At 45.9% G+C, this 24723-nt stretch carries 21 protein-coding genes; 12 read left to right on the forward strand and 9 right to left on the reverse strand.

Features of this window, described 5'->3' with window-relative positions; all coding sequences use genetic code 11:
- The first annotated feature begins 16 nt into the window (after positions 1-16).
- Together IT233_11870 and IT233_11875 are read left to right on the forward strand one after the other, a co-directional pair.
- A complete protein-coding gene (locus tag IT233_11870) occupies positions 17-1024 on the forward strand; it encodes a S1/P1 Nuclease (protein MCC7303329.1) in 1008 nt (335 codons plus the stop codon).
- A gap of 37 nt (positions 1025-1061) precedes the next feature.
- Entirely contained in the window at positions 1062-1937 is an 876-nt protein-coding gene (locus IT233_11875) for a hypothetical protein (protein ID MCC7303330.1), read from the forward strand.
- Here the strand turns inward: IT233_11875 and IT233_11880 are convergent, their stop codons facing one another.
- The 3 genes from IT233_11880 to IT233_11890 are packed head-to-tail and all read right to left on the reverse strand — an operon-like array spanning position 1938 to position 4897.
- Positions 1938-2960: a hypothetical protein gene (locus IT233_11880; GenBank protein MCC7303331.1), complete on the reverse strand. Its 1023-nt coding sequence runs from the start codon at positions 2958-2960 to the stop codon at positions 1938-1940.
- Between the two features lie 21 nt (positions 2961-2981).
- On the reverse strand, positions 2982-4247 hold the full coding sequence (locus IT233_11885) for an MFS transporter (GenBank protein ID MCC7303332.1): 1266 nt from the start codon (positions 4245-4247) through the stop codon (positions 2982-2984).
- Positions 4247-4897, reverse strand: coding sequence for a hypothetical protein (locus IT233_11890; GenBank protein MCC7303333.1), 651 nt, complete (start codon positions 4895-4897; stop codon positions 4247-4249). The genes IT233_11885 and IT233_11890 overlap by 1 nt, the downstream gene beginning before the upstream one ends.
- Positions 4898-5238: 341 nt before the next feature.
- Between IT233_11890 and IT233_11895 the strand changes: the two genes are divergently transcribed.
- From IT233_11895 to IT233_11905, 3 genes are read left to right on the forward strand one after another with little or no spacing between them, the layout of a single operon-like run.
- Positions 5239-9807 carry a hypothetical protein gene (locus tag IT233_11895; protein MCC7303334.1) on the forward strand — a complete coding sequence of 1523 codons (4569 nt, stop codon included), beginning with the start codon at positions 5239-5241 and terminating at the stop codon, positions 9805-9807.
- Between the two features lie 10 nt (positions 9808-9817).
- A complete protein-coding gene (locus tag IT233_11900) occupies positions 9818-10828 on the forward strand; it encodes a hypothetical protein (protein MCC7303335.1) in 1011 nt (336 codons plus the stop codon).
- 2 nt (positions 10829-10830) lie between these two features.
- The gene (locus tag IT233_11905) at positions 10831-11733 is read left to right on the forward strand and encodes a DUF4846 domain-containing protein (protein ID MCC7303336.1); all 903 of its coding nucleotides are present in this window, start codon (positions 10831-10833) and stop codon (positions 11731-11733) included.
- Here the strand turns inward: IT233_11905 and IT233_11910 are convergent.
- Positions 11730-12224 (reverse strand): hypothetical protein, encoded by a 495-nt coding sequence (locus IT233_11910; GenBank protein ID MCC7303337.1) that lies wholly within the window; start codon positions 12222-12224, stop codon positions 11730-11732. The genes IT233_11905 and IT233_11910 overlap by 4 nt on opposite strands.
- Before the next feature lie 100 nt (positions 12225-12324).
- Between IT233_11910 and IT233_11915 the strand changes: the two genes are divergently transcribed.
- Positions 12325-12552 (forward strand): hypothetical protein, encoded by a 228-nt coding sequence (locus IT233_11915; GenBank protein MCC7303338.1) that lies wholly within the window; start codon positions 12325-12327, stop codon positions 12550-12552.
- On the opposite strand, the gene IT233_11920 is transcribed toward IT233_11915, so the two are convergent.
- Positions 12545-13960 (reverse strand): redoxin domain-containing protein, encoded by a 1416-nt coding sequence (locus tag IT233_11920; protein MCC7303339.1) that lies wholly within the window; start codon positions 13958-13960, stop codon positions 12545-12547. The two genes, IT233_11915 and IT233_11920, sit on opposite strands and share 8 nt — an antisense overlap.
- Positions 13961-14048: 88 nt before the next feature.
- Positions 14049-14540 (reverse strand): hypothetical protein, encoded by a 492-nt coding sequence (locus IT233_11925; GenBank protein ID MCC7303340.1) that lies wholly within the window; start codon positions 14538-14540, stop codon positions 14049-14051.
- A 55-nt stretch (positions 14541-14595) separates the two neighbouring features.
- Here IT233_11925 and IT233_11930 point away from each other — a divergent pair, with 55 nt between their 5' ends.
- The 3 genes from IT233_11930 to IT233_11940 all read left to right on the forward strand — a co-directional run bounded on the left by IT233_11930 (position 14596) and on the right by IT233_11940 (position 19008).
- Complete coding sequence (locus IT233_11930) at positions 14596-15264, forward strand: hypothetical protein (GenBank protein MCC7303341.1); 669 nt, start codon at positions 14596-14598, stop codon at positions 15262-15264.
- Positions 15265-15407: 143 nt separating this feature from the next.
- On the forward strand, positions 15408-17969 hold the full coding sequence (locus IT233_11935; protein ID MCC7303342.1) for a CotH kinase family protein: 2562 nt from the start codon (positions 15408-15410) through the stop codon (positions 17967-17969).
- A gap of 1 nt (position 17970) precedes the next feature.
- Entirely contained in the window at positions 17971-19008 is a 1038-nt protein-coding gene (locus tag IT233_11940; protein MCC7303343.1) for a PorP/SprF family type IX secretion system membrane protein, read from the forward strand.
- Positions 19009-19013: 5 nt separating this feature from the next.
- On the opposite strand, the gene IT233_11945 is transcribed toward IT233_11940, so the two are convergent.
- From IT233_11945 to IT233_11955, 3 genes are read right to left on the reverse strand one after another with little or no spacing between them, the layout of a single operon-like run.
- Positions 19014-20198, reverse strand: a complete 1185-nt coding sequence (locus IT233_11945) for an aminotransferase class V-fold PLP-dependent enzyme (protein ID MCC7303344.1) — start codon at positions 20196-20198, stop codon at positions 19014-19016.
- Positions 20195-20605 (reverse strand): DUF1987 domain-containing protein, encoded by a 411-nt coding sequence (locus tag IT233_11950; protein ID MCC7303345.1) that lies wholly within the window; start codon positions 20603-20605, stop codon positions 20195-20197. The genes IT233_11945 and IT233_11950 overlap by 4 nt, the downstream gene beginning before the upstream one ends.
- Positions 20606-20609: 4 nt before the next feature.
- A complete protein-coding gene (locus IT233_11955; protein ID MCC7303346.1) occupies positions 20610-21179 on the reverse strand; it encodes a hypothetical protein in 570 nt (189 codons plus the stop codon).
- Positions 21180-21223: 44 nt separating this feature from the next.
- Between IT233_11955 and IT233_11960 the strand changes: the two genes are divergently transcribed.
- Genes IT233_11960 through mltG form a run of 3 tightly spaced genes read left to right on the forward strand, consistent with a single transcriptional unit; the run spans position 21224 to position 24721 of the window.
- Positions 21224-21745 (forward strand): GNAT family N-acetyltransferase, encoded by a 522-nt coding sequence (locus IT233_11960; GenBank protein ID MCC7303347.1) that lies wholly within the window; start codon positions 21224-21226, stop codon positions 21743-21745.
- Positions 21711-23684 (forward strand): pilus assembly protein TadD, encoded by a 1974-nt coding sequence (locus IT233_11965; GenBank protein MCC7303348.1) that lies wholly within the window; start codon positions 21711-21713, stop codon positions 23682-23684. The genes IT233_11960 and IT233_11965 overlap by 35 nt, the downstream gene beginning before the upstream one ends.
- Positions 23678-24721 carry an endolytic transglycosylase MltG gene (gene mltG / locus IT233_11970; GenBank protein ID MCC7303349.1) on the forward strand — a complete coding sequence of 348 codons (1044 nt, stop codon included), beginning with the start codon at positions 23678-23680 and terminating at the stop codon, positions 24719-24721. Before IT233_11965 ends, mltG begins: the two co-directional genes overlap by 7 nt.
- Positions 24722-24723: the final 2 nt, after the last annotated feature.

Genomic DNA, 24723 nt, shown 5'->3' on the forward strand with positions numbered 1-24723 from the left:
TCCTTATCTTTGCCGCATGAAGCACGGAGCAAGGTTCTTTTTTTTGTCCGGATTCATTTTAGCACTCCTTTTCTTATGGCGGAAACCAGCGGCAGACGCTGAGACCTATGCCTGGGGTTTCCACGGACATAAACTGATTAACCGAATGGCGGTATTTACCCTTCCGCCTTCCATGATCGGTTTTTATAAGAAGCACATCACTTTTATCTCAGATCATGCGGTAGATCCGGACAAGCGCCGGTATGCTGTCAATGACGAGGCCGCCCGGCACTATCTTGATGCGGATCATTACGGTCCTTCTCCTTTTGATTCTCTTCCTGAGCTTTGGCCTGTAGCAGTGAAAAAATACGGGGAAGACAGCCTGAAGGCCCACGGAATAGTTCCCTGGTGGATTAATACTATGGTTTACCGGTTGACAAGCGCATTCAGAAAGGAAAATGTAGAAGAGATACTTCATTATTCAGCTGACATTGGCCATTACATTGCTGATGCACATGTGCCACTGCACACTACCAGCAATTACAATGGACAAAAAACAGATCAGAAAGGGATTCATGCCTTTTGGGAGTCACGCCTTCCGGAGCTGTATTCGGAATCTTATGAGTTTCTTGCCGGCAGGGCAGTATATATTGAAAAGCCCCTGAAGGCTTCATGGAACGCGGTGCGAAATAGCTACCTGGCCGTTGATTCGGTGCTGGGCTTCGAAAAGAAACTAACGGCAGATTTCCCTCCGGATAAAAAATATTCATTTGAAGACAGAGGGGGGAGTATGGTAAAAGTTTATAGTGTTGAATTCAGTAAAGCGTACCATGATATGCTCAAAGGAATGGTAGAGCGAAGAATGCTGGATGCTGTAGCGATGGTTGGATCTATCTGGTATACTGCATGGGTGAATGCTGGTCAACCTGATTTGGACAGGTTGGGCACCCGGATTTACTCTGATTCCGTGAAGAAAGCTCAGGAAGAAATGGAGGAGTTGTGGAAAAAGGGAGGAGGGCAACCTCACCCCGGACACGAGGACTGAGTGTAACCAAACCGGATTTTTTACGTTATTACCTGGTATGCGTGATTGGATCTGTGCGGCCTTATTGTTGACAACCGCACTCGGTTTCGGTCAGCAAAGCAATGGCACTCTTATTGTCAGGAAATCATCCGGAACGGTGCTAACCGGAAAAATCCCTCAGGAGCAGGTTCGAAAAGGCATTCGGTCTGAACGTGTCACGAGTGTCAGTGATAAGTTCGAGCTAAAGAAAATGGTGATCAGTCAAACTGAATTCGACACCTCCGGTCGGCCTACGTTGAGCATTGACTTTTACAAAAATCAACAAACCACATTTCAATATGATTCTGCGGGTCGTGTGCTCTCTGCGGAGGTCTTAAACACGGTGCTCAACAAGGTGATTTATACACAGATTTACACTTACCCCGAACCGGGAATCAGGCATTACAGAAGAGTACGGCTGAATTATACGAAAGCAAATCCTAAACCCGACACATTCCTTCTCGTGGAGCAGGTTTTTGATACAGCCGGTGTAATGATTATGGAGACAAAAACGGAAAACGGTCATCGCGAGCGTACAACCTTCCGGACGGATAGTTTAGGCAGGGTAGCAGGTTGGATGACCTGGATTCCAGGAGTGCAGGATTCGCTGGTTTGTACAGCAGACGTTACATATGGTACCGGCCGGAAAGAAATAGTATCTCTGCTGGCTGGAGTAAGAAAAGGGAAGAAGGCGGTGCTGGAAGTAAAGGAAATTTATATCTGGAATGAAGAGGGACAGCTCCTCAGTGAGGAAAGAGTACAGGACAAAAAGCCGTATATACAGAAAAACTATGTTTATAATGCCGAAAACAGGATCAGTGAAATGAGATCATTTGAAGAGAACACGGCCGGTGTGCATTACAGCCACCATATCTATTCCTACGAATTATACTAATCAGAAGACGTACTTATCCAGCTTTGCCCGGGTGAAGCCAATCTCTCTTGACGCTGCGGCAAAAAACTGCTCCCTCTGTTTTTCGGCGCTGCCGCTGATAAGGGTTGCTCTCTTGATCATATTTTGCAGCCAGCTTTCTGTTTCCGCGGCCAGTATGGGATGAAAAGTGGAGAGCGTATTGAATGAGTGGAAAGCGATGTATACCTGGCGAAACTCACCGGCTTTGATGAACACTGTAATATTCCCCATGAGAATATCCAACTGATACATTGTAAAGGCTCCTTCCGGATTCCGGGACGGAAGATGAGGGTCGAATTTATATCCCACCTCAGCCATTTTCCTTATGTGTTTCATCATGGCATCAATCTCATCCAGTACCCGTCTGGCTTCCATTCGACTCGCAAAGTTCCCTGTTTCCAGAACATATTCAAATTGCTTTAGTACGCCAACGATGGTTTTTTCACTCCAGATTTCCGTGCAGTTAACCTTGTTGTACGCATCATACAGTTGTTTGGCCACTGCAACCAGCGCAGGATCAACTGCGCACGGCTCAAATTTTTTCTCCGCATACTCCGGAGCGTTAAGTACACATTTATTCCAGTAATAGATTTTAAATGCAGTAATGGAGGGATAATTAAAGAAGTGAAAAATGGGCGTTTCTTCTGCAGTAAAGAACATCTGATGGCCGGGAATAGCAGCAATGTGAGCGGTTTGCTGGTATAACCCTCGAAAGTATTCATCGAATTGTTTCTCTTTTCTTGAAAGAGGAGAAAAAGAGAAAGAGGCGGTGGAACTTTCATCACCAACCATGGCTTCAGGCGATACTTTGAAATGCCTGCAAATCGTAAATAATTCATCCATGCTTACTTCGGATTCTCCGCGCAACCGCCGGTAGATGCCGTCTGTGCTAACAGACAGAATATCTGCGAGTACATTGACAAGCGAAATATGGTCTGGAAGTCCGTCTTTCAGTTTTTTAAAGAAACGAACCTGCAAGGGATGTTTGGATTCCTTTTCTCCCATTCCGCAATATAGGTAAATTTATCAGGACGTTTCCTTGCGAAGATCAAGCTTTCGCAGAGCGGTGGAATACCATCCCATACCGACTACAATTATCATCGTCATTAGGCCTCCGAAAACAACGCTTGGGCGTAATCCCATCCAGGTGGCAGCAAGACCTGATTCGAGTGCGCCGATTTCATTAGAGGAGCCAATGAATATTCCGTTGAAAGCAGAAACCCGTCCTCTCATATCGTCGGGCGTAAGTACCTGAATGATTGTGTGCCGGATGACCACACTGATATTGTCGAATGCCCCTATCATGAATAAGATACCGCAGGATAACCACAGGTTCTCGGAGAAGGGGAAAGCCACTGTTAGAATTCCGAATATGAATACACTTACCAGCAGATTTCTTCCTGCATTACGGAACGGTGGAAAAAATGCAAGGAATGCCGACATCAGGACTGAGCCCGCCGCAGGAGCAGCGCGTAAAAAGCCCAGTTCAGCGGCTGTTTCCATTTCGGAAAGAATCACCCTGTCGGCGAATACCGGAAGCATGGCAACAGCACCACCAAAAAGTACGGCCAGCATATCAAGGGAAATCGCGCCGAACATGGCTTTGTTTCCGATCACGAACCGAATTCCGGTTTCCAGACTCTTGATTATCGATTCTCCCCGCGGAGATGGTTCAACCACTCTGGGCCGAATAATCAGAAAAAGTGAAAGTGAAAGGAGGATGAACAGAATATTAACGGCATAAACCTGAGAAAAGGAGTAGAAGATGCAAAGCACCCCACCCACCATAGGTCCCAAGATGGCGGCAACATGCCAGATAAAACTGCTCCATGTGGTTGCATTTCCCATGATTTCTTTAGGAACTGTTTGTGCTAGCAAGGCCTGATAGGCCGGACCGATAAAGGCGCGGATAATGCCCCATAATATAATAGCGAAGTATAAAAGCCAAAGTCCGTTTTGCCCGATTAACGCGGAGTTATTCATAGAAATGAATAACAGGAAGAGAGCCTGACCTCCCAACAATAAATAATTAATGAGCACCAGATGTTTCCTGTTGTATCGGTCCGCCAGCGGACCTGAAAAGAATGAAAAGAAGATGAATGGTATCGCTTCAGCAGCGCCCAGTAAACCGATAGCAAGCGGATCCGCCGTTAGTTTGTAAATGTGCCATCCCACCACGGTACTCTGCATCTGAATGCCGAGCGTGAGAAAGAATCGCGCTGAAAAATAAAAACTGAAATCCTTTTTTCTTAGGGCAGCAAAAGGATCACCTCCCCGTTTTAGTAATGACATCAGAATTTCACATGAATGCCGATTAACCAGCTTCCGCCCCGGAAACGAAAGTCATACTCCTCCCTCCATCCGTTCGTATTTTCACCTACAACATTCGGATAGGTCTGGAAAATACGCCCGTAACTCGCATTCATCCCAAAATGATCAGAGAAATAAAAGCGAAAAATGAAATCAAGATCCATATGCGTACCTGAACCGTAAACATGCACATCGCTGCCATCATTCCAACGCCAGTCGCCACGCGAAAACCCGAATCCGAGTCCTACACCGAAATCAAGTCTGCGGGTTCTCAGGTAATGTGCCTCCGTACGCAGGCCAATATCAAAACCAACGGCTCTTTCGTTCGTGGAATCTTTGTCCCCTTCAATGTAATTGTGAAAACGAAGCATACCGCCCACACCGAGCCAGTCCAGAATGCCGTACTGGTATCTTACAGGGAAAATGAATGACCCCACCGTGTCTTTATCGGTTTCATGCGGCCCGTTCGGGTTTTTCCAGGTGATTTCTGAGTTTCCGAAAAAGGCAAGCCCAAAACCTCCGTCCATCAGCTGATTTCCTTTCGCAAAAGAACGGTCGCCGGATTCCTTTTTCTGTGCCGTCATTCCGGCAACCGCCAGAATCAAGATGAAAAGGGGAAGATGGTGTTTCATGATGGTTGTTTGGATAAAATTAAGATTTCTTTTATCACCGGTGTGCAGCCTGCAGGCGGGCAGAACCGGGTTCCGTGCTTTCCTGAAGTTATGTTGAAGGAATTCCATCCTGTTTTGAACTATAAGAGGTATCTGACCCTCCGGCATTCCCGGGAAGGTAGTTTATCAAAAGAGATTGTCGTATTTGGCAGATTTTCAGATTCTTGGAGCCCGGAGAGGCTGTTCAAAATACAACCACTATCTGGGACCTAATTGCCTAAAAATGACGATATTTGGTGGTAAATTAAGGTCTTCGGAACGCTTTTTGCAAAAGAGCCTGTTTCGAAGGTATTCTTATTTCTATGACGAACAGATTCCGGATCCGTTTTTTATGTTCCCTGTTGTTTTTATTCAGCGCCACGGCCTTTGGCCAGTGGAACTATGTGGTGAATGGCAAGGTCACAGCCAATAACGAAGCACTTAATCTGGAAGGTGCGGTTGTAACACTTTATAAAGATGGCTCACAAAGCGGACAGGTAGTCACAAAAAAGAATGGCAAATACACATTTGTTCTTGATCCGGACCACGAGTATATATTGTCATTCACCAAGGCCGGATTTATCACCAAGAAAATATTTATATCTACAAAGAACGTACCTCCGGACCGGGCCAAATACGGGTTCTCAAATCAGCCCATAGATGTGGATCTGTTCGAAATGCCTCCGGATCCGAACGTGGTTGCCAAGATCAATGATCTTCTGTCGGAACCAATGGGGAAGTTTGTTTACGTTCCTTCGGCACAGGATTTTGATTTTGATGCCAAGTATGCGGCAGAGGTTAAGAAAAAGCTAAAGGAACTGCTGAAAATTCAGGAAGATCTTGAGAAAAAGAAGTCTGATAAAGCCTATCAGGACGCCCAATTTCAGAATTATGTAAATGCAGGAAATACCCTTTATAGCCAGGGAAAGTTCAATGATGCGCTTGGCCAGTATCAGAATGCGCTCAATATTAATCCGGGAGATGCCGGACTGATTGCGAAGGTTGAAGACACAAAGAAGAAAATACAGGAGGAAAATAACCGCAAAGCCCTTTTTGAAAAATACCTTGCGATCATCAAGGTTGCCGACGGATTGTTTAAGGCTTCCGATTGGATAGGTGCTAAATCGAAATATGAAGAAGCGCTGGGACTGGTTTCAACTGAAAAATACCCCAAAGACCAAATCGAATTATGCAATAAGGAGATCGAAAAAAACAAACTCAATGCAGAGGCTAAGCAGAAATATGACGCTGCAGTGAAAGAAGGAGATGAGTTTTTTAAAGCAGGGAAATACCAGGATGCAATGAGTTCATATACTAAAGCTCTCGGCTTTATCCCGACTGAAAAGTATCCGAAGGATCAGATTGTTCTTTGCCAGACTAAAATAAAGGAACAAACGGAACTTGAAAACAAATATCTCGCAGCGCTTAAAAAAGGAGATGATGGCTTCAAAGCGAGAGACTGGAATAGTGCCAAAGCAGGCTATAATGATGCGCTGGGGCTGAAACCCAATGAAAAGTATCCCAAAGATCAATTAGATCTGATTGCAAAGGAAGAGGTCAAAGACGGGGTGGAGAAGCAGTATACAGGATTTATTCTTAAAGCGGACGGATTTTTTAAATCAAAGGACTGGGCAAATGCGAAGTCCAATTATGAGGAAGCACTCAAGCTTAAAGCAGGAGAAAAATATCCGAAAGATCAAATCCTTCTTTGTCAGAAGGAACTGGATAAAGAAAAGGCAGGGAAGGACCTTCAGGCGAAATACGATGCGGCGATTAAGGAAGGAGATGATGCATTCAAAGCTTCCATGTGGGACAATGCGATCACTGCCTATGGCAAAGCTTTAGGTCTGAAACCTGGCGAAAAATACCCTACGGATCAGATCGGACTTTGTAAAGCTGAACTCGAAAAACTCAAATCGCAAAAGGATCTTGAGTTGAAATATAACGCGGCTGTCAAGGAAGGGGATGATGCGTTTAAATTGAAAAAGTGGGACGCTGCGATGGTAGGATATAAGAAAGCGCTGGCCCTGAAAGCAGGCGAACCTTATCCCACAGGCCAGATTGACCTCTGCAAAACCGAACTGGACAAATTAAAGGGCGAAAAGGAGTTGTTGGAGAAGTATAATGCAGCCATAAAGGAAGGAGACGATGCATTTAAACTGAAAAAGTGGGAAGTGGCGATCACAGGGTATACCAAAGCACTGAACCTTAAACCGGGGGAATCGTATCCAGCGGGTCAGATAAGTCTTTGCAATGCGGAACTTGATAAAATTAAGGATTCTCAAGAGCGATACGCTGCCGCCATTAAAGAAGGCGATGCCGCCTTCAGCGGATCTCAGTGGGAAAATGCGATTACTTCATACCAAAAAGCCCTCGGGATCAAACCGGGGGAGAAGTATCCCACGGACCAGATCACTAAGGCTAAACTGGAACTGGACAAGATCCATTCCCTGAAGAATTTGCAGGAAAAGTATGATGCAGCTGTAAAGGAGGGAGATAATGCGTTTAAAGCCTCCCTGTGGGACAATGCAGTTACGGCTTACTCAAAAGCGCTCGGAATTAAACCAGGCGAGAAATACCCTGCCGACCAGATTGGACTTTGTAAAGCTGAACTGGAAAAGATCAAAGCTCAGAAAGATATTCTGGCAAAATACAATGCAGCAATCAAAGAAGGGGATGACGCGTTTAAGTTGAAAAAATATGAACTCGCTGTTTCGGCCTATACCAGGGCGCTTGGAATAAAACCAGGGGAAACATATCCCCAGACGCAGATTGATCTTTGTAATACGGAGCTTAATAAACTGAAGGACGCCAAGGAGCTCCAGGCCAAATATGATGCTGCTGTGCTCAAGGGCGACAATGCCTTCAAAGGGAAGAGTTGGGATGACGCTATTGCTGCCTATACGGATGCACTTTCTTATAAGCCAGGCGCACCTTATCCTACCTCACAGATCGCATTATGTAACCAAGAACTGGATAAGATTCGTTCCCAGAATGAGTTAAACGAAAAGTATAATGCAGCCGTGAAAGAGGGGGATAATTTATTCAAAGCTGGTAATTTCGGAGATGCAATAACTGCTTATACCAAAGCTTCCGGGATTAAACCCCTTGAAAAATATCCTCCCGTGCAGATCAGCCTTTGTAAGGTTGAGCTGGACAAGATGAAGAATCAGAAGGACATGGAAGCGAAGTATGAACTCGCACTGAAGGAGGGTGATGGACATTTTCAGAATAAAAAGTGGCAGGAGGCGATGGATGCGTATAATAAGGCGCTGGGATTTAAGCCGGGACAGAAGTATCCCTCGGACCAAATAATAGTGTGTAAATCAGAACTTGACAAAATCAGAAATGCGAATGATCTGAAAACAAAATACGATAACGCAATCAAGAAGGCAGACGTGCTCTTTGGGACGAACAAATACGCAGATGCCATTACGGTTTATAAAGAGGCGCAGGGATATATGCCTGCTGAGAAATATCCCGCTGATCAAATCGCATTGTGTAATGTGCGAATCGGAGAATGGAATAAGAATAACAAGCTGGAGCAGGATTATTTGGCAGCAATCAAAGAGGGAGATGGCTTCTTTAAAGGAGCAAAGTTTGAAGATGCCATTACTGCTTATACCAGGGCCAATGGACTTAAGCCTGCTGAAAAATATCCCCCGGCACAGATCGAACTCTGCAGGAAGGAATTAGAAAAGAAGAAAGGGGCGGAAGATCTGCAGGCAAAATATGATCTGGCGGTTAAAAACGGCAATTCCAATTTTGACGCAAAAGAATACGGTACGGCAAGAAAATTCTATGAGGAAGCGCTTGGTTACAAACCTCAGGAGAAATATCCCAAGGATAGACTGGCTGAAATCGAGAAACTGATAGGCATGAACAGGAAGAAGTATGAGCAGCTCATTAAAGATGCTGATCTGCTTTATAAGAAGCAGGACTGGACTAACGCGTTGAATAAATACACTGAGGCCTCCGGATTACAGCCGGAAGAAAAGTATCCGAAGGATAAGATCACTGAAATTAATGCTATACTCGATAAGCTCAAATCCGAACAGGACAAGCTCAAAGCCGAAAAGGAACTGAATGACAAGTATAAGGCAGCGGTTGATGCGGGTGATATTTTCTTCGCCAAGAAGGATTATGTGAATGCGCGTATGAAGTACGAAGAGGCGAAAAATATATTTCCCACTCAGACATATCCACCACTGATGATTGGCAAGTGTGATCAAATGCTGGCAAATGCCGATCCGAAATTCAAAGAGTATAATGGATATATTATTCAGGGAGATAAAGCCTTCAAGGAGGGACGCTATACGGATGCCCGCAGTTATTATCAGGCCGCTCTGGATGTAAAGCCGGAAGAAAAGTATCCGGCAGGAAAAATCAAGGAAATCGATGCCTTGTTGAAAGACAAGCAGATTAATATGGAGAAGGATATGGCCATAAAGGAATACCTGCGACTCATCAAAGAAGCAGATAAACTTTTCGGGGAGCGCAACTGGAATAAGGCCAAAATCTTGTACGGCCAGGCATTATCCCTGCAGCCGGTAGAGCAATATCCAAAAGAAAGGATTGCTCAGTGTGATGCGTTCCTGAAAGGAGGCAACGATCCGGTGAAACCCAAGGATAACACCTATCAGACCGATGCAGAGTACGAAAAGGCCAGAAAAAAGCGATTCACCGATATGACCGCCAAGTACGGAGGTCCCGGACGTTACGAAGTTCCTCCTCAGAGTGATGGTTATAAGACAATTTCGGAGGTGGTGATCATTACCGATTCGGACGCCACCGTTTACAGGAAAGTTGAATTTAAATTCGGCCAGATCATTTATTATAAAAATGATGTGGCGATTAATCCGGCCGACTATGAGGCGGCAGTGAATCGTTAAACATCTTAGCATGAGAACTACGTTATTGGCCGTCCTGATGACGGTAACTGGATTTTGCTTCAGTGCAGCAGGTGATCCGGAAATCAAGCTTTACCTTCGAAATGGTGATATCATGACAGGTACTGCCAAGCTAACTTCCGTGACCTTGGTTACGGATTACGGAAAACTGGTTATTCCCCTCCGCAGTGTAAGTTCTATAAAAGTGGGAATCATTCCGGCTAAGGATATCGAGCAAAAGGTCCATAACCTGATTACTCAGTTAAAAAACTCAGATGAAAAAATGAGGAAAGCTGCAGCGGAGGAACTGGCTGGATTACCGATTGGCGCCATTCCTGTGATTTCGGATCTGATTTATTCAGGTAATTATGAATCATCTGAATACTCTGACTTCACTGCGGAAGACGTTCTGCAGCAGCTAATGAGCAGCTATCATGTGAGTGACAGTTACAGTACACGCGATGTAGTAACAATTGATTTTTTGTATACTATGGGAGGAATATTCGAATTCTCAAAGATTGATCTGAAAACGCCGCACAGTACGAGCCCGCAGTCGATTCAAAAGGACCAGATTCTTGAAATTGAGGTGCTTAATATTCCGGGTGACGGCAACGAGAAGTCATTTACCCTGCTGGCCTCTAAGCACATTAGTTCTAACAACACCGGGGGATGGCTGAAAACCGGAATTATGTTGAAGGCCGGACAGAAATTTTCTATTTACGCTTCTGGAGAAATCACGCTGCAAAGTCTTTCAGGAAATAAGTACAAGCCGGATGGTTCCGTGACACCTGCGGCCGGAAATACTGGGCAGGAGGGTATGGACGATAATCCGAATTCGGGCGGGATCTATCCCGCTTACGGCAATGTTGTTTTTCGTGTGGGCGAAACCGGCACTACTATGAAAGCTGGTGCCAGATTTCTCGGCCCTGCCCCTGCTGCAGGGATGCTGTATATTTCTATTTACGAAACGGTGTACAGCGATAAAAATTCCGGAAATTACAATGTAAAGATTTCTCTTAAGTGAGAATGAGAAGCTGGGGAGCGATTCCATTTATCCTGATAGCTGCCTGCGGCTCCCACACTCCACGGAGCGAAACACATTTCACACTACCTGTTTCTGCTCCGTTGGACAGTTCCTTTTTGGGCTATGTGAATGAAAACAAGTACACCTGGATGAGCGAAACCTATCTGGACACGAATTCCGTCCGGAAAAGAATACAGGTTCCGCCAGGCACAAAAAGAGTCGTCTGCGAGAGTGGTTCATTTGGCGATTGGCTTCGCCACCTGCCTCTTTTTCCTGGTCATCCGGCGGTGCTGCTTTTTGACGGCAGGGAAAAGTGGAATCAGTTGGCTCACGCAGCTGTAATCAATATTGATGTAGGAAAGTTTGATTTGCAGCAATGCGCTGATGCGGTAATTCGGCTAAGGGCGGAATACCTGTATTCGCGGGGAATGTACAGTGATATCCATTTCAATTATACCAGTGGACACACCATTACTTTTAGCGACTGGATGGCGGGGAAACGGCCTGTAGTGAAAGGAGGAAAGGTTACATTCACTTCTGGACATCCGAAGGGATCGGATCGGGCCAACTTCACGGCCTACCTGCAAAACATTTTCACTTACGCGGGATCTCTTTCGCTGAATAAGGAACTCCGGCCTGCAAATGTCAGGGAAGTACTTCCTGGAGATGTGCTGATTGTTGGTGGGTCGCCGGGCCATGCTGTGCTGGTGCTGGACGTTGCTGAAGGACCGGGTGATGAGCGTTATTTTATGATCGCGCAAAGTTATATGCCTGCGCAGCAAATTCATTTGTTAAAAAATCCAAACCGGGAAGATATTTCGCCTTGGTATTCCGTTAAAGAATCGGGCACTCAAATAGAGACACCGGAATGGACTTTCAGTACCGACCAGCTAAAAAAATTCTAAGATCTGACTTTTGCGAGAGCAGGAAATTTTCGTTCCGCCAACGCCAGCGCACCGAAAAGGATGCCGTTAAAGAAGATATCTCCCATCAGGGTGTTCAAACCCAGGTTGCCAAAAAAGGAATGATCATAAAAGGCAAGGCCCGCAATGTAACACTCAACAAGACCGGAAAAGTCAGGAGTATAAAGGCCGCCGTTCATCCAGACACCAAAATTGGTTACGAGGAAGAAAAGAGCCGAGGAGGTCAGGGTTCCTGCTGCAATGGCACCGAAACTTCTGCGCCGGGATATAATCATTCCGATCAGAGCAATGGCAATGAAGGAGGCGTAAACATAGACCATGGTGTTGTGGAATCCGAGAATCAGGTCGGTCACAAACATAGCCAGAACCGGAACGGCGAGCGCCATTCGGCGGTCCGAGAATGCCGCACCTCCGAAAAGAGCCATGGCACCAATAGCGGTGAAGTTGAACGGGTGATCCAGGAGTCTTGTCATTCCGGCCAAAATAACTACGCCGGCAATGAAGAGGTTTCGGGGGGAAAGGATTTGGTTCATAATCAGTATATTTACGGGTACAATATTAATAAAAAATCAGATGAGTAATATACGAAAGATAGCGGCTGGTGTCCTCACAGTGATGGTACTGGCTTTCACCGTAATGGCAGTAGGGGCAATTTGGGACTGGTGGGAGGTGGAGGATGTATTCAATAAATCGCTTAAAACCCTGCTGGTTATATTCATTTCGTCGGCAATTCTCCTTTTTATTTTCGCGGTGATCTATAAGGCAGAGGAGGGGCAAAAACCCAAACCGCCTGTTACTTAGGCTTATTTTTCTCAGTGCGCAGACGCTCCTTTTCGAGGTGATCAATAAATCCTTCCAGCTGATCCACCCCCAGTCTTTTTGCTTTGATGATCTTATTTTCATCGAGCAGGTAAATAACGGGTGTAGAGTATATATCAAAGATTTCCCGCAGGTAATAATGGTGAAATAAATTCGCCACATTGAGCCAGTGAAGATTATTTTTCCGGATAAATTCCGTCCATTCCTCTTTATTGGAATCGATATTTACAGCGTAGATTTCTACTCCCTTCTGTTTATTTTTTTCATAAAAGGCCAATAGTTTGGGGGCTTCTTTCTGACAATGGCCGCAACTGGGCTCCCAAAAGAACAGCACGGTATATTTTGCTTTTACATCATGAAGCGCCTTCATCAGGTGACCAGAGGTGTCCGGCAGCACCAGGTTCTTAGCCTTTTTTCCTAAGAGTAGCGGCTCCAGCGTGTTGGCACGATCAGAGATTTTTTTCAGCTGTGTTGAATCCACCCAGAAAGCCTGTCCGGTTTTGTAATACGAATTGACCATTTCCACAAACACGGCATCCATTCCCATTACCTGAGAGGATTCATAGGTGAACGTCACATAGTATACCAGATACTTGAACATTTCCTTATTGCCATTCGTTGCTGCTATGAGCTTTTTAGATTCCTTGACAATGCTATCCGGAATCTGGGCCATCATTTTCTCAAACCAGAATTTAAGTTTGGGATGAAAAAGCGGGGTTCGCAGCATACGATCATCATTCAGTGGAATGTTATCCCAGTAATGGGCTTTATAATAGCGGTAGGGAAAGGTGGAATCTTTTCTTCCGCTGGGAAGAATGGGGGTGGGAGGAATTTCCGGATCCTGCGATGCCTTGAAAATCACTGCCAGGAAAGACTCCGGCTTGTCCTTAATGAACTGCAGCTTATATGCCTTCACTTCCTTTTCTACTTCGGCCATCCTGCGCCGTACTTTGCCCGCTGCCGCTGTATCAGTTTTCGCAATCTCCATATCCTTCTTCAGCTTTTCCATTTCCTTCCCCCGGGGTGCCAGATACCGCAGATATTTATAAAATACTTCGTTGTCGTCAGAACCCTTGATTTTCATCTGACCTACATAATCAGATGTGTCTGTCTCAATACTGAATTTTTGTTGCTTATCAATAAGGATTTCAAAGAATTTTTTATTGGGCGCCACGATCAGGTAAATTCCACCCGGCCAGGTCTTGCCTCCCTTGAAAACAAATTCTCCTTTATGATCCAGCCGCAGGGTGTCCTTCACAACGTTCTTGTCTGCATAGTAATGCCCGAAAAGAAAGGTGGTATCCTTCCAGCCGTGGATCTTTCCGCGGATGTCGAAGCCCTGCGACAACAGGGTTAGCGGAAGAAAGAAAATGAGTAAAATGGCTTTCATTGTCCCAGCAAAAATATCAAAAATCACGCCAGGCCGGATGCAGAAAAATGAGTAGAAGAACTGCGATTTTTTCGCTGACATAACATCTTCAACGATGCAATTCCAGCCATTTCTGAGCAACATCCTCCCGTTCAAAAATTTTTGTGGGTACCAAAGGCCTGCTGATCCGGATATAGAGGCTGGCAATAAATCGGCTGAGCGGATTGGAGGTCACGATAGCAGTGGCAATCCGTGATTTTCCGGACAATGCAGCAGCCTCGTCACGCGCCTCCGCAGTAATGGAGTAGGTAGCTCTTGCGTCAAATAGTACCAGCGCCTTCCGGCCTTCCGTTAGTCGCTCGGAAACCAGAAAATGATTCCGTATGTCGTCAATTTCCAGGTGAGCGCCTTCTGTGATTATAATCTTCAAAAGATTCATCGACGGATCATAGAACATCTTTGCTGTAGTTGTAAAAGCCTCTCTCACCTTACGAATTTCGACTCTTCTGATCTGCTGGATGCCGGTTAACCATAACTGGTCGTATTTCGACGATAACTGGCTGCTTTTCCTGGATAACTGGTTTGTACAAAAACAATTCATATCGTCTTAGATATCAGGACTTTGAATTTCGATGTTTCATGCATATCTTTGGGTTATGCGAGAGGTGGTCTTTAGTGTTTTGCTTATGATTTTTTTTCCGGGCTTCGCGGGAGGCAACTTTTTTGAGCCTGCGCCCGGTAAATGTGTCTTGGGTTTGTCTGGTGGATTATCCTTCTCCGCGAATGATTTTTCAAAGGAAGACGACGGACTCAAGCCGGGATTTATTGCGCGGGCTCATTTCCCTTCTTGCGGTTTTGTGAGTTTTGTACTGGAATATAACCACCTTTTCTCCTATGATGTTTCTGCGGCCTGGGTCAATGTCTCAGCGCGTGACTATGACGCTCTGGTGAGTTTTGGTAACCAGTTTCAGGGTGGACCATCCTCTTTTTATGCTTTTACCGGGATGTCCGTTAAAACCTGGAATGCAACCTATACCGGCGTGGGCGAAAACAGAATCACACCGTTTTTTGTGACACCCGGAAGCAGTACCCGGTTGATTCGGTTTTGCGCAAATTTTGGAATCGCCCTTGAACGGAAAATCAGTGACCTTAGCCTCTTCGGAGATTTCAGATTTAGACTTTCTCCTGTTACGGAGAATGTGAAGGTGGAGATTATGGACATTATGTACACAGTCGGACTAAAATACAACTTCATTTACCGGAAAGAAGACCGATTCAAGAAGGAACGTTTTAGGTTGCCAGGAAATAAATACAATATTGACTAGTTGAATATCAAGAAGTTACGCTTAATACCCTCTGAAAAGCCCCATCCTTTGCGGAAATCAACACCGGCAGGTTAATCATTCATTTTGGATGCGCCTGTTTATATGTGTAAATTAGTGATTGTAAAGAAGACAATCTTTCTGCCATGCGCATAATTTCCCTCCTTTCGCTGCTTCTCCTCCTGTCCATCCCGGATTCTGTATGGTGCCAGCAACTTATGATCAATGAATATTCAGCCTCCAATGTCAGCCAGACCACGGATAACTTTGGTGACAATTCGGATTGGGTAGAGATCTACAATCCCGGCTCATCCTCTGTCTCACTCGTTGGTTACTATTTAAGTGATAATGCAAACAATCCCACCAAATGGATGATCAACGGAGGCACGATTGGCGCGAACGGAGTAGTGCGGATTTGGTGCTCCGGAAGAAATATTCAGACCGGAACGCTTCATGCCAATTTCAAATTGACGCAATGTAAACCAGAGGAAATAGTGCTTGCGAATCCTTCCGGTGTTATCCTGGATTCGCTAACCATGAAGCGGACACAGACGAATCATTCCAGGGGGAGAACTACGAATGGGGCTGCCACATGGTCTGTTTTTATAACGCCAACACCCAACGCTGCGAATGCCGGCGCACAGTCTGATTATGTTACAAGACCAGGTATGAATGTGACCGCAGGCTTTTATGGGTCAGCACAGTCAGTTACAATTACGTGTCCAGACCCCAATGTGACCATTCGTTACACTACAAACGGGAACATGCCTACAGCCAGCTCTACCGCTTATACCGGACCGATCAATATTTCTGCTACAACGGTTTTACGGGCCAGGGCCTTTAGTTCGACTCCTAATACGCCGGCCAGTTTTGTGGAGAGCAATACCTATTTTATTAATTCTTCGCATACTATTCCTGTTCTCTCCATATTTGGTGACCAGGTTCAGACACTACTCAATGGGAATAGCATTACAGCAATTGCCGGCCTGGAGTATTTTGATAAAACAGGTCTCATCAAAACAGAGACGCAGGGAGAAACGAATGAACACGGCAATGATTCCTGGGCATACAATCAGCGGGGCATTGACTTTGTTTCACGCGATGAGCACGGGTACAATTATGCATTGACCGATCAGATTTTCTCCAACAAACCAAGAACAGAATTTCAGCGTATTATCATCAAAGCTGGGGCAAATGATAACTACCCCTTTGCTCCGTCCAATCCGCCTACTTCACCGGGAGGGGCACACGTGCGCGATGCCTATGCTCACACGCTTTCACAGCTCGCACACATGCATATGGATGAGCGCACATCCGCTTTTTGTGTAGTGTACATCAACGGACAATACTGGGGAGTGTACGATTACAGAGAGAAAGTGGATGATCATGATTTTACTGATTACTATTTTAATCAAAATGCCGCCAATCTGCAGTTTATAAAGTGCTGGGGTTGGACCTGGGAGGAATACGGTTCGCCCAATGCGATTCCAGCTTGGAACAATCTGGTGAATTTTATTATGTCGAATAATATGGGCGTAGCGGCAAATTACAATTATGTTGACAGTCTCTATAATCTCAAATCACTTTGCGACTATTTCATTATGGGTTCGTATTCCACATGTGCTGACTGGCTCAACTGGAATACAGCATGGTGGAGAGGTTTGAATCCGGCCGGGAATCACAAGAAATGGAGATATACATTGTGGGATCTGGATGCTACCTGGGGGCATTATATCAATTATACCAGCATACCATCTCAGGATTCTACGGCACTCCCGTGTGATCCCAATGATTTGGGCGATCCCGGTGGGAATGGACACGTTCCGGTACTGAACAAACTTTTAAGCGAGAGTCAGACCTTCAAATCATATTATGTTAACCGGTACATTGATCTGCTTAATAATGGGTTGAGTTGCACAAGGGCGTTGGCGATCCTGGATAGTATGGTACAGGTGATCACTCCCGAAATGCCTCGTCAGATTCAACGTTGGGGCGGAAGTGTAGCTTCATGGAACAACAATGTGAGCGCCTTACGCAGTTTTATTGCGAACCGTTGCCAGTTGCTTTTTAACGCGTTTCTTGATCCGGATTGTTCTGACGATTTCGGTCCGTTGTCCGGTCCTTATCGTCTGGTACTGAATGTGGATCCTCCCAACTCTGGAAATATTCAGCTGAATTCCACGCTGTATACTGCGTTCTCCTGGTCAGGAACATTCCTGGGTGGCCCCACGCAGAGTCTGCTTGCAACTGCAAATTCTGGCTACGTTTTCAGCCACTGGGAGAATTTTGCCCTTCCCAATGTGATTCAAACGGATACGCTCGATTCGGCTGTAACTGTAATACTGGCGGCCAGCGACAGTATCGTTGCGCACTTTGTCCTCGATTCTATTACTACTCCGCCCCCTCCGCCGCCCCCTCCGCCGGTGAACCCTGCGGGCGCGTTTTATATTCCAACTGCATTCTCACCGAATAACGATGGGAATAATGATTTCTTTCAGATTTACGGAGGCGATGTGAAGGAGTTTGAACTCATTATCTATGATCGCTGGGGAAATAAAATATTCTCCTCGACTGACCAATCGGCCGGCTGGAATGGAGAATACAAAGGTGACCCGGTGAATACCGGTATCTATGCCTATCAGATGAAAGTGAAATTCGGCAATGGTGACAGTTTGAATAAGAGCGGGAATATTGCCCTGATGAGGTAGGATGAAAAAACTGCTCCCTGTTGTTTTTTGTATCTGGGCGATGCTTTCTTCCCGTGCGCAGGATATTCATTTTTCACAGTTCAGAAACGCTCCCTTATTCGTGAATCCTGCCTACGCCGGAGACTTTCCGGGCCGGGTAAGAGCCGTTATGAATTACCGGAATCAATGGGTGGCTGCAGGAGCACCCTTCAAGACCTTTGCAGCTTCCTTCGACATGCCGGTATACCGGATGAAAAAAAAGGGTAGTCTTCTGGGTGGTGGCTTGTCGTTTTATTCCGACCGTGCAGGCGACATCAACATCCGAAATAACAGTATCCAGCTTTCTGCTTCCGGAGTTATTATGTTGAGCCGGCGGACGAAGCTGGGAATGGGATTGCAGGGTGGTGCCGGAAATCATTCGGCTGACTACAGTGAGCTTCTGTGGGGAAATCAGTATACCGGCACAGGGCAGGGGTACGACCCCGCTCTCCCGAACAATGAAACCGGAGGTACTAACTCATACTGGTACCCTGATTTTTCTGCTGGTGTTTTTTATGAGTACAATAACAGCGAGTTCAGCTTTTCCGGGAGAGAGATGTTTTTTATCAATGCTGGTGCCACGGTTTTTCATGTTAACACCCCGGATTGGTCTTTTTCCAATTCCACTGATAAATTATTTATGAAATACCTCGGACATCTTAATATGAGATACGACTTTAAAGGAACCGCCTGGGGCGTGCTGCCTTCTCTTCTTTTTCAAATGCAGGGACCACACCAGGAACTGAATCTCGGAATGCTTGTACGTTACCGCCTGAATCAGGCTACAAAGATTACAGGATTCAAATCTGAGAATGCCGTATACTTTGGCGCATATTACCGCCACAAAGATGCTGTAATACCTCAGTTCTTTTTTGAAATGGCCGACTACAGCATCGGCATCTCTTACGATGTGAACATCAGCTCCTACCGTTCTGCTTCCAATATGCGGGGTGGATTCGAGATATCGCTTAAATACAATAACCTAACGGATGCCGTGTTCAAGCGGGAAAGCTTTAATTAATCCAGTTACCCCAGAATCTTCTTTATAGCCCCGGCCAGGTATTCATACTGGCTGATATGATTATATGCCTGGGCAGATATTCTGATGTGCGCACGGGGGGCATCCTTCGGAAACACGAATACCGGAACCTCAATGCCGTATTCGCGGAAAAGACGCTCCTGTACAGGGTGCACGTAATTGAATCCGTGCGGAGGAAGAGGAGTATCACACAAGGGAATTGTGCTAAGATGTCCGATCATAGAATCAGGTGCCGGAGCTTTTGCTCCAAGTGTGGATAAAATCATGTTTCTTCCAGCAAGCACAAGGTCCCTGTTCCGCTTTCGAAGTGCCTGCCATCCTCCGGGTAACAGGTTTCCCATCGTTGTAATGGCTTCCGGAATGCAGAGCATGGCGGAATAATCGTCCGTTCCGGGCCAAAAGAAACGTCTGACCCAATCCGGACTCCGGTCGTAGACATGGCTCCATTGCAGCGGGTGAATAGCATCCTGACAGGAAGGATGAACCCATAAAATGGCAGAACCTTTTGGAGAGCAAATCCACTTGTGCGCATTTCCGGTGTAGTAATCACAGCCAATGGATTCAATGTTCAGATCCAGCATACCGGGCGCGTGTGCTCCGTCAATAAATACAGCAATTCCCTTTTCTTTGAATCGTCGTGTTATTTCTTTTACCGGATAAATAAGTCCCGTAGAGGAGGTAATGTGATCAATAAAAAGCATACGGGTAGCCGGACCAATCGCTGCGGTAAGCGTGGAAATAAGTTCCTCTTCCGAATTCAGCGGCCAGGGTATTTTAACCGGCCGAATGGAATAACCGCGTTCCTCTGCATACCGCTGCCAGGTATTGAAGCAGGCTCCGTAAATATGTGAATGAAAGAGTACCTCATCTCCTTTCCCCAGACGCAGGCTGCGAATAACCGTATTCACGCCCATCGTAGTGTTCTTGACCAATACCAGATTGTCAGGACCGGCTCCGAGAAAGCTGGCTGCACTTTCCCTCGCTTGATCCCACATGGATTCCAGTTCCCGGATGAAAAATCGTACAGGCTCAGACTCCGTTCTGCGGCGAATCATTTCTTGTTTCTTCAGAACAGCAACCGGAGTGGCGCCAAACGATCCATGGTTCAGGAATGTAATCTCCGGATCGAGTGCCCAGGAATGGAAAAGATCAGAATAAACAGGGCGCTTCATTGCCCCTCTTCGATACGGAATTTCAGTTTCACCAGCTTGGCCAGTTCTTCGCCATTTTCTTTCATATCCTCATCACCCGCCTCATACAACCAGAGTATGGTCACCGAAGTAGCGTTGGCTGAAAGGGATTCGATCTTTTTAAGAATATCATATACGAACTTGAGCGAGGTAGAGTTGAGGTAGTCGAACGCAAATGTAAAAAGCAGATCCTTGCTGTACGCATCCCCTTTGTCAGACTTCATGTAATAGAGCACCTTGCTATAGTTATCCAGCCATTCCAGCACAGGTTGAAAAAATTTTCGGGCGTTCTCCGGCCGCGATTCTCCGCGAATCTCCAGTGTGTCAGAAAACGGATCCAGATGAATCAGCGGGGAAAATTCCGTGGCTTCAATATGTAGTTTTTCCATAATGTCAGGCTGCTAATTTGATGCGTATGTAAAAGAACGAGGTGTGAGGCAATTCCTCAAAGTAGTGATCCACAAAGTTTCCCTTCCGACGGGCCATGAGAATAAGCCCTAATCCAGCTCCCTTTGCCCGTGCGCGTGCAGGAAGTAAAAGCGTCTCCAGAAATTCACGGTCCAGTTCCTCTGCGTTCAGGGTATGGAGTATCTCCAGTCTTTTACGGAGATGAAACGCGTCCTCACGACTGATCGAATTCCCTGCCGTAATACAATAATGGTTTCCCTCTACAGTCAGAGACAATAAGGCCATGTTTTTATCCGCAGGATGGAAGGAATAATAATTGCGGATATTATCAAAACATTCCACCGCCATGGAATAGGCGCGCTTTGCGGAATTTAATTCCGCTCCCCTTTCTCCAAGATATGTTTTCATCTCCTGAAGGGTGGCATTGAGCCGCCCGGAATCATAACTGCCAAAGTATCCGATAGCAGCATCCGGGGCGGGAAGTTGGGAGATAAATTCTTCGAAACGGGTACCCCCGGAAAGATCGCGGAAATAAATGTCAGTTAAGACGTTCATCTTCAGACAGTAAGGACGTTTAATTAATGACTAAATTAGCAAAAATGATCAAAGGGGGAAACATTTTTTTAAGGGCCCTTGAACCCTCTGATGTAGACGCACTGTACCAGTGGGAAAATGACCCAGAGGTCTGGCGGGTGAGTAATACACTAACACCCTGGTCAAGACATGTGCTGGAACAATACATCCTCTCTTCTCATCAGGATATCTATTCCACCCGGCAGTTACGCCTGGTTATCTGTTCGATAAACGACCAGAGCCGATTGGGCTGTATCGATCTTTTTGATTTCGAGCCGGCGCACTTACGGGCAGGGGTAGGCGTACTCATCTCCAGAGAGGCCAGAGGCAGGGGAATTGGTGCAGAGTCACTGGATTTGCTGGTGGAATACGCATTTAAGGTACTCGGACTTCGGCAACTTTATGCAGGAGTTACAGCAGATAATATTCCGAGTCAGAAACTGTTCGAATCGGGCGGATTTGTTCAAACAGGTCTTAAAAAGCAATGGATTAGAACTGCGGAAGGATATGTGAATGAGATTTTCTATCAACGGCTCCGGAATGAGTAACTACTGCTGGCTTTTTTCTGTTTATGTATTGATGTTTGCCTGCGGATGTGGTCCGGATAGTGCCTCTTTGGATACTACGGAACGTACCACAGGCTGGCTAAATCATGGCGATTCCGCTACCTATGTAGGAGGGAAGGTATGTGCTTCCTGCCATAAGGAAAAGTTTGATCACTTCAGCAGGACAGGGATGGGAATGTCTTTCGACAGCGCTACACGAAAGAAAAGCGCCGCAGATTTTTCCCACAGCCTTGTATTTGACAAACAGTTGGATATGTGGTACAGAATGTACTGGGAGAATGACAGGATGATGATGGAGGAATTTCGCCTGAAAGGTAAGGACACGGTTCATTCGCGGAAGCATCGTATGGATTATGTGATTGGATCCGGACAGCATACGAATTCCCATTTGTTCAGTGTAAACGGCTACCTCTGCCAGGCGCCCATGACCTTTTATACCCAGGAAGGAAAGTGGGATCTGCCACCGGGATATGAAAACGGAGCGAACGCTCGTTTCGGCCGGAAGATCGGTGATGAATGTCTCACCTGCCATAATTCATTCCCGGAACCGGTTCCGGGCAGTGAAAACAAATACACAAAGATCCCGGACGGAATCAGTTGCGAACGTTGCCATGGTCCCGGTTCCATCCATGTGCGCCGACGATTGGCCGGAGAAATACCTGAAACGACAGGAGGCACGGATTTTTCCATTGTTCACCCGGGAAGACTGAGTCCGGATCTTCTTTTCGATCTTTGCCAGCGATGTCATCTCCAGGGGAATGCGGTACTCATGCCGGGAAAGGATTTTTTCTCGTTTCGTCCGGGAATGAAACTATCGGACTACTGGACTGTATTTCTTCCGCGGTATGAAGGCGGGGAGGAAGATTTTATTATGGCCTCTCACGCTGACCGGCTTAAAATGTCCGCTTGTTTCATCGGGAAAAACGGCAAGGTTCTTACGTGTACTACCTGTCACGATCCTCACATCAGCGTTAAAAAAACCGGGACGGAGGTTTTTAATAATTCCTGCCGGTCCTGTCATCCTTCAGCCTCCGATTGCTCAGAAGACAACAACAAGCGGATGTCCAAGGGTAATAATTGTGTTTCCTGCCATATGCCCCGTTCGGGCTCTATAGATATTCCGCATGTAACTGTCACGGATCATTTTATAAGAAAAAAGCCCAAGATCGCTTCCGGGGAGAAGGAAGAGCTGCGCAAATTTCTTGGATTGTCGGCCGTAAATAACCCAAATCCGGATGACCTCATGCGCGCCCGTGCCTACTTGTACCAGTATGAGAAATTTAACAAAGCTTCTTATTACCTTGACTCTGCTTTACTTTTCCTGAAGCGCGGGGTGGACAATTATAAACAACCTGCCGTGTGGGTACATTACTATTTTATCCGGATGGATCATCGGAGCATGCTTGAGCTGACTGAAAAAATCGGATTAGAAGCAATTCTGAAATCACTCAAAATCGGAAGTCCGGCCAACGGAGACGCATGGACGGCTTACAGAATTGGTGAAAGCTATTATAAAACCGGAAATTTTAAGTTGGCAGAAACATGCTACCGTTGTGCCGTTGAATTGTCGCCATTCAACCTTGAATTCCATAACAAATACGGCGCGGTTTTGATTGCGTTGGGAGAACTGGACAGAGCTCGTAAGGAGTTTAAGTTTATTCTGGATGAGGACAGCACATTCTCCGTGGCCTGGTCAAACATGGGTATTCTTTATCTCATGGATAAAAAGGACAACGAGGCCGAGGTGTGTTTTATAAAATCACTCCAACTGGATCCGGACTATGAATCTGCTATGAATAATATGTTAAGATTGTATTATTACCGGAAAGACAGGGAAAAGTATAATTTCTGGCGGGATCGTGTAAAAGAAAAGTTTCCAGGAAGTAAATTTGCAGAAGAAATGGGAAAACTTACATGGTGAGGAAAGCCAGAAAGATTCTACTTTGGTCCACCTTGTTGCTGCTCCTGGCAGGAGCGGGGGGAGGGTACTACGTGTATAGGATGGTATATTCCGCCAACACGAATGTGAAGAATGATCCCTACTTCTTCATTGCCACCGGCGCCACGTACGAAGAGGTGCTTACAAACCTGAAGCTAAGCGGATATATTAATGATATTACTTCCTTTGATAGGGTGGCGAAGCGGAAACAATACGACCGGAAAGTAAGACCCGGCAGGTACAAAATCCGTTCCGGCATGAACAATAATGAACTCGTCAATATGCTGAGGGCAGGTTTACAGGAGCCGGTCATGGTAACATTCAATAACATCAGGTGGAAGGAACAACTGGCCGGACGCGTGAGCAGAAATCTGGAAGCCGACAGCGCTTCTATTCTGGCATTGCTCAGCAATGAGGATTATCTGCAAACGCAATTTGGTTTTAATTCTTCCACGATTCTGACAATGTTTCTCCCTGATTCCTATCAATTCAACTGGAACACCTCCGCAGAGGAGTTTATGAAACGCATGGCATCTGAATATAAAAAATTCTGGAATGATGCGCGGAAGAAAAAGGCCACAGACATCGGACTCAGTCAGTCTCAGGTAAGTATTCTGGCTTCCATAGTGCAGGAAGAACAGCAGGTATTTGCTGATGAACGACCGGTAATTGCCGGCCTTTATCTTAACCGGCTCAGGCAGAAGCACCCGCTGGAAAGCGATCCCACCCTGATGTATGCTCACGGCGATTTCAGTATCCGAAGAGTGCTGAACAAGCATAAAGAAATAGATTCGCCGTACAATACGTATAAAAACACGGGACTTCCTCCCGGTCCGCTGAATATTCCTGACATTAGCTCCATTGATGCAGTGCTGAATTACGAGACCAGTGATTATTTTTTCATGTGCGCAAAGGATGATTTTTCAGGAAGGCATAACTTTGCAACATCGTACGACGAACATTTGAAAAATGCTAAGAAATACCAGGCAGCGCTGGATAAACGGGGAATTAAAAAATAAGT

The organism is Bacteroidia bacterium, assembly GCA_020852255.1.
Taxonomy (GTDB): domain Bacteria; phylum Bacteroidota; class Bacteroidia; order JADZBD01; family JADZBD01; genus JADZBD01.